The following is a 13,707-nucleotide window of genomic DNA, read 5'->3' on the forward strand; positions in this document are numbered from 1 at the left end:
ACGGTGATTGTAGCTCAGTTGGTTAGAGCGCCGGATTGTGGTTCCGGAGGTCGGGGGTTCGAGACCCCTCATTCACCCACTTAAAACGCATTGATTTTCAGTGCGTTTTTTTATTTTGTAATACTTTTATTTTCATTCTACTTGATAAGCAAATAAAAAAAGCATCCTTAATGGGATGCTTTTGTTTTATTAAACTTCGTCGTCGGATTCAATGGTGAATGAACGGCTTTTAAAATCTTTGTCGTGTCTCTCAGAAATCACGTCTTCACCTTTCTGGCTGATAATAAAGTCTGTAGATTCTCTGAACATGTCCTCGAAACTTTTGAAATCTTCTTTGTAGAGATAGATTTTATGTTTTTCGAAAGTTGCTTCTCCGTTTTCCCCAAAATTCTTTTTGCTTTCGGTGATTGTCAGATAATAGTCTCCCGCTTTAGTTTCGCGAACATCAAAGAAATATGTTCTTCTTCCTGCTTTCAACACCTTTGTGAAAATTTCATTTTCGTGGCGTTCCTTGTAATCACTCATTTGTAGCTATTTTTTCAAATCTTATTTAACAAATATAAAAGATTTCTTTTAATTGCAAAATAATTAATTGGTTTTTGTTAACAAAAATGAATTATAAGTAACGAATCCGCATTTTTATGCCGATGCTGTCGTTTCTACTTTAGTGAGATTCAATATTTTATCTGCACGTTTTGCGCTGCTTTCGCGGTGCGTAATGATGATTGAGCTGCTTTTCTGGATTTCGTTTTCGATATTCTGGAGAATGTTTTCTTCGGTTTCAGTATCCAACGCCGACAGAGAATCATCAAAAATTAAAATCTTCGGTTCTTTAATCAGGGCTCTGGCGATACAGATTCTTTGTTTCTGGCCTCCGGAAAGCATAACACCTCTTTCCCCAACCATTGTTTTGTACTGATCTTTAAATTCTACAATATTCTTATGAACATCCGCCTTTTTTGCATATTGTTCGACCAGTTTTAAAGAGGGCTTGTCCACCGCAAAACCGATATTGTTTTCGATTGTATCCGAAAACAGAAAACTTTCCTGAGGAATATACCCGATCTGTCTGCGGTAGTTTTCCAGATTATGTTCTTTCAGGTTTTTGCCGTCAACTAAAATTTCGCCTTCCGTCGGGTCAATCAGCCGGCAGAGTAGAAGTGCTACCGTTGATTTTCCGCTGCCCGTTTTTCCCATTATCGCCAGTGATTTCCCGGCTTCGATCGTAAAACTTAAATTTTCTAAAGCTTTGATTCCAGTATTCGGATAAACGTAGGATACATTCCTGAATTCAATATCTCCTTTGATCGGATAGATTTCGTTATTGGTATTGATGATTTCGGTTTTCATGTCGAGAAATTCATTTATCCTTGCCATCGATGCATCAGCTCTCTGGTTTACTGATGTAACCCAACCGACCATAGAAAATGGCCAGATCAGAATATTTATATACATGAAAAAATCGGCAATTTTTCCTACGGACAGTTCGTTGTTCAGATATTTTTGTCCGCCGATTACCAGAATTACTACATTCAAAAGCCCAATTACAAATAGAATAATGGTGAAAAAGTAAGCTTCAGTTTTCGCCAGGTCCAGGGCTTTATCCTGATAGTCTTTAACTTTTATACCGTAATTTTTCTCAATATACTTTTCCTTGGCAAAAAACTTCACCACGCGGATTCCGGAGAAACTGTCCTGTACGAAGGTCGAAATCGCAGACTGGCTTTTCTGCATGATTTTCGATTTGTGATTAATAATCGAACTTACTTTATATATAACGTAAGAGAGAATAGGCAGCGGAACCAATGACCACAACGTCATAGAAACGTCGGTTTTCAGCATATAAATGCTTGTAATGATGAGCAAAATAATAAGGTTCACTACATACATTACGCCTGGCCCCAGATACATTCTCACCGCGACAACATCTTCACTAAGCCGGTTCATTAAGTCACCGGTTGTGGTTTTTTTGAAATCGGTTAAAGACAGTTCCTGATAATGGGTGTAAATTTTATTTTTCAGTTCGTATTCAATTTTCCGTGAGGCAACAATGATGGTTTGCCGCATCATGAAAGTGAAAAAACCTGTGAGTATTGATGAAACAACGATAATCGCTACGTAAATCAGTACCTGTTTGTTAAAGCCCTGATTCGCGGTTTGTGCAATCTGGTCAACAGATTTCCCTACAAACTGCACCTTATAAATACTGAAGAAGTTGCTGGCGATAATAAACAGGAATCCCCAAAACAGCAGGATACGGTGTTTCCAGAAATAAGGGTTTAGGGTTTTCAGTGCGTTCATAAATTGGCTTTTGGCATTCTGAATTTTTGCGGAAAATTTTCCTGATGCAAAAGTAATAAATTGAAAACTGATCGAGCATTTTTATTGAAATTCAAAACGCCAGGCGGGAGAGCAGTTTGCAAAAAAATGCTATCTTTGCACGCATAAAAAGCTCTTTGAAATGTTAGGAAGAAGACAAATCCGTGAAAAAGTTGTAGAATCGGTATATTCATATTACCAAAACCCTATTAAAGCAGACGTTTTAGAGAAAAACATGTTCTCGCAAATCGAGAAAATCTATCATCTCTATATCTATCAGCTTAATTTTTTGGTGGCACTGAAAGCGCTCGCTGAAAGACAGATTGAGATTGGTAAAAATAAATACATCAAGACCGAAGATAACATTAATCCCAACCAGAAATTCATCAATAACAAAGTTTTGAATATGCTGGAAGAGAATACCGAAAGACTTTCTTTCACCTCAAAACACCAGGATCTTAAATGGGATCTGCACGATGAATTATTGGTAAAGACTTTCCAGCGAATGACTGCGGGGAAGCGTTATCAGGATTTTATGAAAGAAGAAGGAACTTCTTTTGAGGAAGATCAGAAATTCATTGGTAAATTATTTCTGAGATATATTGCAGAGAATGAAGATTTTCATGATTATATCGAAGGTAAGGAACTGAGTTGGGCTGATGATTTCCACATTTCAAATTCCATGATTCAGAAGACTATTGGTTTTTTTAAAGAGAATGAGCCAAGCCATACTTTAATTAAGATGATTAAAGATGAAGAAGACCGCGAATTTGCAGGAAGGCTTTTAAAACAGACCCTCAACCACTGGGAAGAAACCGAGAAAAAGCTCAAAGGCAGACTTGAAAACTGGGACATCGAGAGAATCTCGCTTATCGATAAAATCATCCTGGTTACCGCCATCTGCGAACTCGATTATTTTCCGCTTACGCCAGGCAGAGTGATTATCAATGAATATATCGAGATATCGAAAGTCTTTTCTACGGACCGTTCCAACATTTTCATCAATGGAATTTTAGATAAGTATACCAAAGATATTAATAGAAATTAGTAAGAATTTATGAAAAATTTAGTGAAATTATTACCGCTTGTTGCCGCACTCGCTTTAGTAAGCTGCAAGAAAGACCAGACCGCTGATCAATTGGTTGTTGAAGAAACTACACAAACAGCAGCTGCTCCTGAGGTAGCTCAGGAAACTGCACCGGTAACACCTGCTGCACAAGTAGGTCCGGCAACCACTGTTGCACTCTCAGAAGCTAATTTTGCTTTTGGAAAAATTAAAAAAGGTGACAAAGTAGAGCATGTATACGAAGTTACCAATACCGGGGCAAATCCTTTAGTAATTTCTGAAGTAAAACCTGCTTGTGGATGTACCGTTCCTGATTATACCAAAGAACCAATTCTCCCGGGACAAAAAGGTAAAATCACCCTGAAGTTCGATTCTGCAAGTTTCGACGGATTGGTAAGCAAGCAAGCTGAGGTGTATGCCAACGTAGAAAAATCACCTATTGTGATTAGTTTCTCAGCAGATATTCAGCCCTAATTATTTAAATTAAATTAATATGATAGCTATATTTTTACAGGCTGCGCAACCGGAAGGTTCTATGATGCCTACAATGATTATGATGGGCCTAATGTTCGTTGGATTTTATTTTCTGATGATTCGCCCGCAGATGAGAAAGGCCAAGCAGGAAAAAGGTTTTCAGGAAACTTTGAAGGTAGGAAGCAGAGTGGTAACCACCTCTGGAATGCACGGCAGAATTGCGCAGATCCAGGAAGACGGAGTGGTAATTGAAACGCTTTCGGGTAAATTAAAGTTTGAAAAAGCTGCAATTTCAAGAGAATTTACGCAGCAGAGATTCCCCGATTCCGCGCCGGACGATAAGAAATAATATTCTTAAAATAAATAAAAAGAGCAATCCAAACGGGTTGCTCTTTTTATTTATATCAATATTTTCAACTAAATATTAAAATCAGAAGACTCGCCACAAAAATTCTGAATATGGTTACCAGCGGATAGACCTGAGCATAACTTTGAATAGGCACATCAGAATCCAGATAATTGGTACTGAAAGATAATGCCGCGGGATCTGTATAGCTTCCGCTCATGATTCCGGCCAGCTGCAGGAAATTAATCTTCATGATAAAACGGCCGATAATAACCATCGTGATCAGCGGTATGAAAGTAATCGCTGAGCCAAAAAGAAGCCAGTTCCATCCATTGTACTGTATGAAATTTTCATAAAAACCATCACCTGCATGAATTCCCACCGCGGCGAAAAACAGGCAGATTCCCAAATCTTTCATAAAATAAATTGCGCCGTTATTGATATAGGAATGGATGAAAGAGATTCCGCCATATCTGGAAATCAGCAGGGCGACAATCAGTGGGCCGGCTGCAAATCCTAATTTTATCGGAACCGGTAGACTCGGAATTGCAATCGGAATTGAACCTAAAATCACTCCCAGCAGCAAACCGCCGAAAAGCGAAAGAAAATCCGGCTCGAGAAGTTTTTTTTCTGAATTTCCTATAATTTTTTCTACTTCTTCAATCGCTTCTTTAGAACCGATTACCCTTAATTTATCGCCATAAAACAGTTCAAGCGAAGGTCGCGGAAGAATTTCCCGCCCTGCACGGAATACGCGCGTTACCTTTAAATCATAGGTGTTGTAAAGATCAAGTTCAGAAAGTTTTTTATGAATCACCGAAGGTTTGGTAACGAAAATATTTTTATTGTGAATGTCAGAATCGGATTCGATGAAAAGATCACTGGATGGCCTGCCAAGTAGGGCAATAAAATCATCAACATCTTTCTCCAATCCCACCAGCATGAGCACGTCGCGGTCTCTCAGATGCATGTCGGAAGTAGGGGACTTTACCGCTTCGCTACCACTGTGTTTAAGCCGCGAAATCACAATATCATGCCCGAAATCTTTGATCGACTGGTGTATTGTTTTTCCGAAAAATTCAGGATTCGTAACCCTCATTTTTTTGTGAATCAGCGGAAGTTCACTGTTAATTTTCGACATGCGGAATTTACGCATCTCCGTTTCCGGATGAATTTTAAGCAGAATTTTCGAAAGGATAATCGTTCCGATGATTCCGAAAACGCCTAGCGGATAAGTGATGGCATACCCGATGGTTGGGTCATTAAAGGCACGGTCGGGAAATGACGCCTTTATTTCCTCGATCGTATTTTTTGCTGCTCCCAAACCCGGTGTATTTGTCACAGAACCGCTCATGATTCCCACCAAATCTTCCATTTTCAAACCCGTCAAATGGTACAGAATAATCGTAATTACCCCGCCAAACAGTACAGTTGAGACAGCTAAAATATTAAACTTTAAACCTTCATTGCGGAATGAGGAAAAAAACGATGGCCCAACCTGTAAACCAATACCATATACGAAAAGTATCAAACCGAAATCACGGATGAAGTTTAGAATTCCATGATCAATGCGATAGCCGAAATGCCCCAAAATTAGTCCCGTAAACATCACGGCCGAAACACCAAAGGTAATCTTGCCGAGTTTTAACCTGCCAAAGAAAATTCCCGATCCCACCGCTAACATAATTACAACGATGGATTGAGTTACAGTAGGGTTTTCAACAGGAAGTAGTAATGCTTTTAACCAATCAAACATGTCTTGAATTTTAATCAAATTTAGTGCTTATAACTTCAAAAAGAGACAATAAAAGAGTGAATTATGTCAGACCTAGGTTATTCTTTCACTCTTAAAAGCTGAAAGCCAATCCCACAGTTCAGGCAGTTCTTGGTTTCGCAGAAATTTTTGTAGTGATAGATAAAAGCCTGACTTTCCAGCGAATTACCGATTTCTAATCCTAAGGATTTCCAGCCTTCTGTCACAGTATTTTTTTCAGGGGGAATTTTCCGGTAAAAATCGAGAATTTCATCGTTTATATCTTCATCTGAATTTTTGTGATAAGCATATTTAAAGGGCAGCACCGCGTTTATAATAATCAGGTTTACGAAATCTTCTGTAAGAGATTTTTCGCCTTCTACCGGAGAGATTTTCCGGAAATTGAATCGGTTGTTCCAATATTCGCTGGCCTTAACGCCCTCGAAAATTCCCTTAATCTCATCAATGTTTTTGGCAAGAATAAGTTTTGAAAAAAGGTTTTGATTTAAGTGGTACAGAGATGCCAGCTGAGAAAGCCTTACCGTGGGAAAATTTGGCGGCCGGAGTTTCGAAAACTTAGGGGTAATTTTTACAGCAGGCAACTGGAATTTTGCCTGGAGAAAATCAAATTCTCTTTTCCAGATTTGCATCTGTTCGTCCTCCGGCTTTTGTAGCCAACCGCAGATGCCGAAAAACAGGGCTTCGAGTTGAATTTGGTTCTGACGGATCTTATTCACCACCGAAAAATCGAGACTTTCTGCAAGCTGGCGGAAAATTTCAGCATTAACTTTCAACCCAAATCCATACGCTAAATGCTGAAAGAGGACAGCTTCGTAGTTATTTTTGTTGAATTTCAAGCCTTTTTCGATTTCAAGAGACTTTTCATCTAATTTTTTCAGCAGCGTTTCTTCAGGAAAATAAAAAGGAACTGCGTCGGGTCTGAACAGATTTTCGCAGGGAATAAACTGGTGGTTTCTGATCATGGAATCATAATTCCTGAGCAAGGTTTCATCAATATAATTTTTCAGTTCAAGCGTCGGAATATTTTTATCTTTAAGTTCATCAACATCGACATCATGATAGAACACTGCATGTAAAATTAAATTTTCAAATTCAGGATTGCCGGAATGCTGATGAAAAATGTAATCTGAAGATTTTACGTGCAGTTCGATATTTCCTGCTAAGATCAGCTCACTGAATTTTATTTTGCCATAAAGAAAATCTGGGCCGGAGTCGAAATTCCATTTTCCAAAATCCAGAATTTCCAGATTGTTTCCTTCCACATCTTTAAAATCAAAACTCGTGAAAATCTTGAAATTCCAAAGATATTGAAGGAGCTTCTCATTCATCTTCGAGGCGGTTTTATATTAGTTCTATTATGGAGTCAGGGCCGGATTTTTGAAGTTTTTCAGCGTTTCCTCGTACATCTCTTCATAAAGCGGCAAAATATTTTTAAGGTCGAATCTGATAGCCTGTTTCTTTGCGTTTGTTTTCATTTCCATTAGCAGATCTTCGTTGCTTAAGAGTTTTATCGCGTAGTTGCTCATGGCTTTTACATTGCCAATTTCAGCTAGAAACCCTGTTTCTCCCTGAATATTTACTTCCGGAATTCCTCCCGCGTTTGAGCTGATGACCGGCGTGTGTGCAGCCATTGCTTCAAGCGCTGCCAATCCAAAACTTTCCTGCTCAGAAGGGAGTAAAAACACATCGGAAAGCTGCAGAATCCTGTACAGATCGTTCACTTTTCCCAAAAGCCTGATTTTATTGATTAAGTCGGGATTCTCTTCGAGGAATCCGTTTACTTTCTCCATATCCGGACCTTCGCCGATAATAATGAGTTTAGATTTTACATGTTTTTCAACGTCTTTAAAAATCTCTAAAACATCTTCGATCCGTTTCACGGGCCGCAGGTTGGATACGTGAATAAGAATTTTTTCGTCATCAGTCGCAAACTGACTTCGGCTGCAGTCGGTACATTCATCAAACTCAGAATTATCAATAAAATTGGTAATGACCTTGATTTCCTTTTTAATATTGAAAAGTTGGAGCGTGTCTTTTTTTAAACTTTCGGAAACGGAAGTAATTGTATCTGACTGATTGATGGAGAATTCTACGGCATGTTTATAACTCGGATGCTGCCCAACCAGCGTGATGTCTGTGCCGTGAAGTGTCGTCACCAGCGGAATGTCTCTGCCTTCTTCCTTCAGCATTTGTTTCGCAGTAAAGGCTGCGTAGGCGTAAGGGATAGCGTAATGCGCATGCAGTAAATCGAGTTTATAAAGATTAACTACGCGGTAAATCATTGAAGAAAGCGCGATATCATACGGCTGATACTGAAAAAGAGGATAGGTTTGAACGTTTACCTTGTGGAAAAAAATATTGGGATTGGTAATGTCAAGTCTTGCGGGAAGATTAGAGCTTATAAAATGTACTTCGTAACCTTTATTGGCGAGCGACATGCCTAATTCTGTAGCAACAATGCCACTTCCGCCATAGGTTGGGTAACAGAGAATTCCGATTTTCATAACTGTATTTTTGTTAATTGAAATTACTCAATTACTGTTTTATTGTTTTTTTGTCCTGTAGGGCCGCTTTTCGCGGAAGTTTTCAGATCTAATCCCGCGCCTGCTTTCAGACTGGAATTTACCAAAACCGGCAGCCGGCCTGAAATATTGGTGCTGCCGTTCAATGCATTCGCGCCAGCAGTCATTGAATCATCATTGTTTTCATAAGCTACCAATACCGTGGAAACTTTAGAAATATCTACATCTTTTAATGCATAAGCGGATCCGAAGACATTAAGAATAATCTGATGGTTTTTGCTTAAATCTGCCAATGCCTTTTTGCTTTCGGCCGATATTTTGTAAGGTTTGTAAGCGGTGGAATTATCCTTATGAAATCCAACAATCACTTTTGAATTTTTCGGAATGGAGGAGATTTCTGAACTTTTCTTTACAATAACTGTAGTTCCTAAATTTAACTGATTTGCAAATGTTTGGTAAGGGGCTTCTTCCAGAGGAACGTAGTAATAGGTTTCTTTACAGTTAAGCGGAAGCAGTTTTTTATCGTCTTTAAGCAAGGTCAAAGCGTTAGCGTATAGATTCTGAACCAGTATTTTGTGGGAATCATTATTCAGATCATGCTTGATATTTTCCGGATTTCGGGGTTCATATTTATCCAGACCAAGGTAATACTTGGTCAGCAAAATTTTCTTCACACTTTCTTCTACGCGTGACTGACTGATTTCTTTATTATCTATCGCCAACTGAATCAATCTTTTTCCTTCTTTTACGCCCTCCGAAAATAACATGATATCGTTTCCGGCTTTAAAAGCAAGGGCATCCAGTTCACCCGGTTTATACCGTTTTGCTACAGCTCCCATGTTTAAAGCATCGGTAATAATTAAACCTTTGTAACCCAATTTCTCTTTGAGCAATCCCGTAATAATGTTTTTGGAGACAGAAGCGGGGATTCCATTTTCTTTTTCTAAAGCGGGTACATAAAGGTGGGCCACCATAACGCCGCCAATTCCTTTGTCCATAAGCGCTTTGAAAGGAGCGAGTTCAACTTCGTTCAGACGCTGGAGATTGTGAGAAACAACCGGTAAGTCCAGATGGGAGTCGGTGTTCGTATCACCGTGACCGGGAAAGTGCTTAATGGCTGCTAAAATATTATTTTCCTGCAAACCGTTGGAGTAGGCTAAGGCAGAACTGATTACATTTGGAACTTCAGAACCGAAACTTCGGTTGCCAATGATGGGATTATCCGGATTGGTATTTACATCAACTACCGGCGCGAAATTCCAGTTAATTCCCATTCGTTTGGAATCTTCAGCAATTTTTGCTGCCATTTGAGTAATAAGATTTTTGTCCTGAATCGCCCCCAGAGTCATGGCCCAAGGAAATTTGTGTGCCGCCGCGATTCGCTGAAAAAGTCCCCATTCTGCATCCATCCCAATCATGAGCGGAACTTTCGATTTTTTCTGGAATTCATTCACAAGAGTAATTTCCCGCGCAGCATCATCCTGCATCAGGATTAATCCGCCAATCTGCTCATTTTCTACGATGCTTCTCACATTACTGATATGTTCTTCGTCCTTATTGGTATAAAGTGCTACGATGAACAGCTGACCTAATTTGTCGTCCTGTGAAAGGTTATTATAGGTTTGATTAACCCAATTATTTGCCTTTTTTAAATCATCTTTTGATAGATTTTTCGGCTGATATTGAGCAGATAACTGCAGGGAAAACAAGAAAATAAAAATAGAGGTAAAAGGATGTTTCACTTTTTTCATTGATATAGATTGAGACGTTTAACAAAAATACGATTTTTAATATTCAAATTCTATATTTATTGGCATGCATATTGAGTTGTACGAAACAATTCAAACTTTAAAAATAATAGAAATGAAAAATTACTTTACCATACTGCTTTTGGCTTTATTTGGCTTTTTGGCAGTGAGCTGTACCGATAGAAATGATGATGTATTAGTAGATGATAATGATACTTATCCAATGATGCGTGATGTTACCGGCACATTTAACAGCGGAAACAGCTATACCATCAATCAGGGAATTAATATCGCCACTACCGATGTCGTTTTAGTATACAGAAATATAAATTCAGCTTCCGGCGGAAGTGCTGTTTGGCAGCTTTTACCTAAAACCGAATATTTGACAGGCGGCAGAGAATTAGACTACAATTTTTTATTCGATACCGCGGATATTGAAATTTATACTGAAGCCAATTTCGATCAGGCAACACTCAGTGCTTCGGAAGCAACAACGTACCTCAATAATCAAAGATTCAGAATTGTTTTAATTCCTGCCTCACAAGGCAAGAATGCAAACGTGAAATATGAAGATTATGAAAGCGTAATTAAATTTTACAATATTCCGGACCGGGATTAAAATATAAGACTTATCATCCATGTAAACCCGCTGAAAAATTCAGTGGGTTTTTTCAATATGATTTTTGTCTGTTTTTGGGCATTTTCCTTATTTTCCGAGTAACATAATTTTTAAATCAGACAGATTTTCTTACATTTAAACTTCAATTTAAATTTAAAATTATGAGTGTTCATATCGCAGCAAAAAAGGGTGAAATCGCTAAAACAGTTTTGCAACCCGGCGATCCGCTTCGTGCGAAATATATTGCCGACAATTTTCTGACTGATGTAAAATTGGTAAGTAAAACCCGCAATATCTTTTATTTTACAGGATTATACAAGGGTAAAGAAATCTCAGTAGGTGCGAGTGGTATGGGCGCGCCAAGCATCGGAATCTATTCTTATGAACTTTATACGGAATATGATGTAGATACTATTATAAGAATTGGAACATGTGGTGGCTACACTCCTGAACTACACCTTTTTGATGTACTGAATGTTGAAAATGCCACAAGTGAATCCACCTATGCAAAATTTGCATGGGGCATCGAAGAGGAGTTGATTGAAAATCAGGGAAATGTTTACGGACTAATTAACGAAACTGCCAAGAATATGTCACTTAATTTAAAGCCGACAAATATTCATACCAGCGATGTTTTTTACAGAGCAACTCCTGGAATACCTGCAATCGCCGAAAAATATAATTGTACCGCCGTGGAGATGGAAGCGTTCGCACTCTTTGCTAATGCAAAACATTTAGGCAAGAATGCGGCAACAATTCTTACGGTTTCAGATATTATTCCTACACAGGAACAGATTTCGGCTGACCAGAGAGAGCAGGCTTTAACACCGATGATTCAGCTGGCACTGGAAACTGCTTTGCATCTCTAAAATAGAATCACATTACTGAAAATAAAGAACGCTTTGATTTTTCAAAGCGTTCTGTTTATAATATCATCGTCATCTTCCAACAGATGCCCAAAATAGTCTTTTTTAACTTTCAGGTAACTTTCGCTGTCTGAAGTAGAATTAATCTGCAGCGGAATCCTTTTGTTCAGGCGAATATTGCTGTCTTCTACAATTTTCATTTTCGCCGGATTATTGGTAAGAAGATTTATTTCTTTTACTCCTAAGATAGTGAGTACTTCTATCGCATCTCCAAAATCTCGATCATCTGCCGGAAGTCCTAATTTCAGGTTGGCTTCTACCGTATCGAAACCTTTTTCCTGAAGACAATATGCCTTCAGCTTATTGATAATACCAATGTTTCTTCCCTCCTGACGAAGATAAATAATAATTCCGCCGTTTTCGTGGATGAATTTCATCGCTGCATCAAGCTGCTGCCCGCATTCGCATTTCTTTGAATGAAAAACTTCACCGGTAATACATTCTGAATGAAAACGTACATTGATTGGTTTTGAAAGATCGGTGTTTTCGGCAATAATCGCCATGTGCGGCATCCAGTCGTTTTCGTCTTCAGAAAAAGCAATCATTCTGAAATTCCCGTACTCGGTGGGAACCTGAGCTTCCGCTTGAATTTTTAACATGTAGAATCAGTTTTTAAAGGTAGATAGTGAATCTTTGGAAATATTGCCTTGCAGAAAACTCATATTGGTCTTAATTCTTACCAAATATCTATTGAGCACCTCATCTTCGTCTTTATTAAGGAATTTTCTAAGTTTCTGGAGTTTCTTGTATGACTTCTCGAATTTTATTCTCGAGCTTTCCATTTCAATAAGATTATAGGCATTAATTGCGCTTATATAATCTTTTAAATGTAGTTTCAGTTTCGTGACTTCAGAATTCACCGCATCATTCCGGAATTTAGGAAATGAACCGATTAAGCTGGTAATTTCTGATGAGTATATAATAAGATTTTTTCGATCGCTTAATGAGTACGTGAGGCCTGTTCCATTTAAAGAAACAGAGTTTTCACCTACGGGCGAAAGATTTATCTTTTCGGCAGAACAGGAAAAAATAAAAAATAACAGTAAAATGTAACGAACTTTAAGTTTGGTCATTTTTCACGTTTTGATACAGGACCGGATTAAGACTTTCATCATTATACATTTTCATCTGTTTATAAACTTTCATCTTAATCTTACCGCTCTCAATATCAAAAAGCAAATGGTCTATTGCTTCAGACAGATCTTTTTTCTGCTCCAATAATACATTAAGCTTATTGGTACAGTTAAATCTGTGTTCTTCACTTGCAGAAGTTCTGTGAGCTTCAAGTGACATGTGGTAGACTTTCAGTGCGAGAATCGACAGGCGATCTACTGCCCATGCAGGGGTTTCGCTGTTGATTTTTGCGTTGGAATCCGGAGTTATATCTGAATATTTCTGAAGAAACCAACTGTCGATAAACTCTACCAAATCAGTTCTTTGCTGATTCGAAGAGTCTATTCTTCTTTTAATTTTTAAGGCTTCAAGCGGCTCTATATTTTCGTCGCGAATAATATCTTCCAAATGCCATTGAACGGTATCGATCCAGTTCTTTGCATACAAAAGCCATTCCAAAGAATTTTTTTCAAAGGAATTGTTGATAGGAGTATCTACATCATCGTTTTGGTGATAATCATTAATCGACTGATTAAAGATTTCCCAGGCACTTTCGGAAAAACTCATAACTGAAAATTAGTTCGCAGGATTTGAATTGTTTTTCGGGTCTTCGGGAGTTTTTTTGTCTTCCTCTTTCACAGCATCTTTAAATTCTTTGATACCTGAACCCAAACCACGCATCATTTCAGGAATTTTCTTACCTCCGAAAAGGATGAGTAAAATTACAGCAACAATAAGTAGATGCTGCCAGGAAAGTGCTAATATAGTAAGTGTAACCATGTTCTAAATTTTGTGCAAAG

15 protein-coding genes and 1 tRNA gene are annotated in these 13,707 nt (G+C 38.3%); 6 read left to right on the forward strand and 10 right to left on the reverse strand.

Going from position 1 to position 13,707, the window contains the following annotated elements; all coding sequences use genetic code 11:
• Window positions 1-2 precede the first annotated feature (2 nt).
• A tRNA-His gene (locus tag KTV93_RS08050) sits at window positions 3-78 on the forward strand.
• A 111-nt stretch (window positions 79-189) separates the two neighbouring features.
• Here the strand turns inward: KTV93_RS08050 and KTV93_RS08055 are convergent.
• Together KTV93_RS08055 and KTV93_RS08060 are read right to left on the reverse strand one after the other, a co-directional pair.
• Window positions 190-525 (reverse strand): DUF3276 family protein, encoded by a 336-nt coding sequence (locus tag KTV93_RS08055; RefSeq protein WP_218248443.1) that lies wholly within the window; start codon window positions 523-525, stop codon window positions 190-192.
• Between the two features lie 114 nt (window positions 526-639).
• Window positions 640-2,301, reverse strand: a complete 1,662-nt coding sequence (locus tag KTV93_RS08060) for an ABC transporter ATP-binding protein (protein WP_218248444.1) — start codon at window positions 2,299-2,301, stop codon at window positions 640-642.
• Window positions 2,302-2,461: 160 nt separating this feature from the next.
• On the opposite strand from KTV93_RS08060, the gene nusB reads away from it, so the two are divergent.
• Genes nusB through yajC form a run of 3 tightly spaced genes read left to right on the forward strand, consistent with a single transcriptional unit; the run spans window position 2,462 to window position 4,208 of the window.
• The gene (gene nusB, locus KTV93_RS08065) at window positions 2,462-3,367 is read left to right on the forward strand and encodes a transcription antitermination factor NusB (protein WP_218248445.1); all 906 of its coding nucleotides are present in this window, start codon (window positions 2,462-2,464) and stop codon (window positions 3,365-3,367) included.
• A 9-nt stretch (window positions 3,368-3,376) separates the two neighbouring features.
• Window positions 3,377-3,859, forward strand: coding sequence for a DUF1573 domain-containing protein (locus KTV93_RS08070; protein WP_218248446.1), 483 nt, complete (start codon window positions 3,377-3,379; stop codon window positions 3,857-3,859).
• 19 nt (window positions 3,860-3,878) lie between these two features.
• Entirely contained in the window at window positions 3,879-4,208 is a 330-nt protein-coding gene (gene yajC, locus KTV93_RS08075; RefSeq protein WP_218248447.1) for a preprotein translocase subunit YajC, read from the forward strand.
• Window positions 4,209-4,272: 64 nt separating this feature from the next.
• On the opposite strand, the gene KTV93_RS08080 is transcribed toward yajC, so the two are convergent.
• The 4 genes from KTV93_RS08080 to KTV93_RS08095 all read right to left on the reverse strand — a co-directional run bounded on the left by KTV93_RS08080 (window position 4,273) and on the right by KTV93_RS08095 (window position 10,252).
• A complete protein-coding gene (locus KTV93_RS08080) occupies window positions 4,273-5,961 on the reverse strand; it encodes a putative transporter (RefSeq protein ID WP_218248448.1) in 1,689 nt (562 codons plus the stop codon).
• A 77-nt stretch (window positions 5,962-6,038) separates the two neighbouring features.
• Window positions 6,039-7,307: a DUF2851 family protein gene (locus tag KTV93_RS08085; protein ID WP_218248449.1), complete on the reverse strand. Its 1,269-nt coding sequence runs from the start codon at window positions 7,305-7,307 to the stop codon at window positions 6,039-6,041.
• 27 nt (window positions 7,308-7,334) lie between these two features.
• The gene (bshA, locus tag KTV93_RS08090; protein WP_218248450.1) at window positions 7,335-8,483 is read right to left on the reverse strand and encodes an N-acetyl-alpha-D-glucosaminyl L-malate synthase BshA; all 1,149 of its coding nucleotides are present in this window, start codon (window positions 8,481-8,483) and stop codon (window positions 7,335-7,337) included.
• A 23-nt stretch (window positions 8,484-8,506) separates the two neighbouring features.
• Window positions 8,507-10,252: a glycoside hydrolase family 3 protein gene (locus KTV93_RS08095; RefSeq protein ID WP_218248451.1), complete on the reverse strand. Its 1,746-nt coding sequence runs from the start codon at window positions 10,250-10,252 to the stop codon at window positions 8,507-8,509.
• Window positions 10,253-10,364: 112 nt separating this feature from the next.
• Between KTV93_RS08095 and KTV93_RS08100 the strand changes: the two genes are divergently transcribed.
• A complete protein-coding gene (locus tag KTV93_RS08100) occupies window positions 10,365-10,868 on the forward strand; it encodes a hypothetical protein (protein WP_218248452.1) in 504 nt (167 codons plus the stop codon).
• Between the two features lie 161 nt (window positions 10,869-11,029).
• On the forward strand, window positions 11,030-11,737 hold the full coding sequence (deoD, locus tag KTV93_RS08105; protein ID WP_218248453.1) for a purine-nucleoside phosphorylase: 708 nt from the start codon (window positions 11,030-11,032) through the stop codon (window positions 11,735-11,737).
• A gap of 41 nt (window positions 11,738-11,778) precedes the next feature.
• On the opposite strand, the gene ribA is transcribed toward deoD, so the two are convergent.
• Genes ribA through KTV93_RS08125 form a run of 4 tightly spaced genes read right to left on the reverse strand, consistent with a single transcriptional unit; the run spans window position 11,779 to window position 13,687 of the window.
• Window positions 11,779-12,393 (reverse strand): GTP cyclohydrolase II, encoded by a 615-nt coding sequence (ribA, locus tag KTV93_RS08110; protein ID WP_218248454.1) that lies wholly within the window; start codon window positions 12,391-12,393, stop codon window positions 11,779-11,781.
• Window positions 12,394-12,399: 6 nt separating this feature from the next.
• Window positions 12,400-12,867 carry a hypothetical protein gene (locus tag KTV93_RS08115; RefSeq protein ID WP_218248455.1) on the reverse strand — a complete coding sequence of 156 codons (468 nt, stop codon included), beginning with the start codon at window positions 12,865-12,867 and terminating at the stop codon, window positions 12,400-12,402.
• Entirely contained in the window at window positions 12,854-13,474 is a 621-nt protein-coding gene (locus KTV93_RS08120) for a DUF4254 domain-containing protein (protein ID WP_218248456.1), read from the reverse strand. Before KTV93_RS08120 ends, KTV93_RS08115 begins: the two co-directional genes overlap by 14 nt.
• 9 nt (window positions 13,475-13,483) lie before the next feature.
• The gene (locus tag KTV93_RS08125; RefSeq protein ID WP_218248457.1) at window positions 13,484-13,687 is read right to left on the reverse strand and encodes a Sec-independent protein translocase subunit TatA/TatB; all 204 of its coding nucleotides are present in this window, start codon (window positions 13,685-13,687) and stop codon (window positions 13,484-13,486) included.
• Window positions 13,688-13,707: the final 20 nt, after the last annotated feature.

Source organism: Kaistella faecalis, from assembly GCF_019195395.1.
Classification (GTDB): domain Bacteria; phylum Bacteroidota; class Bacteroidia; order Flavobacteriales; family Weeksellaceae; genus Kaistella; species Kaistella faecalis.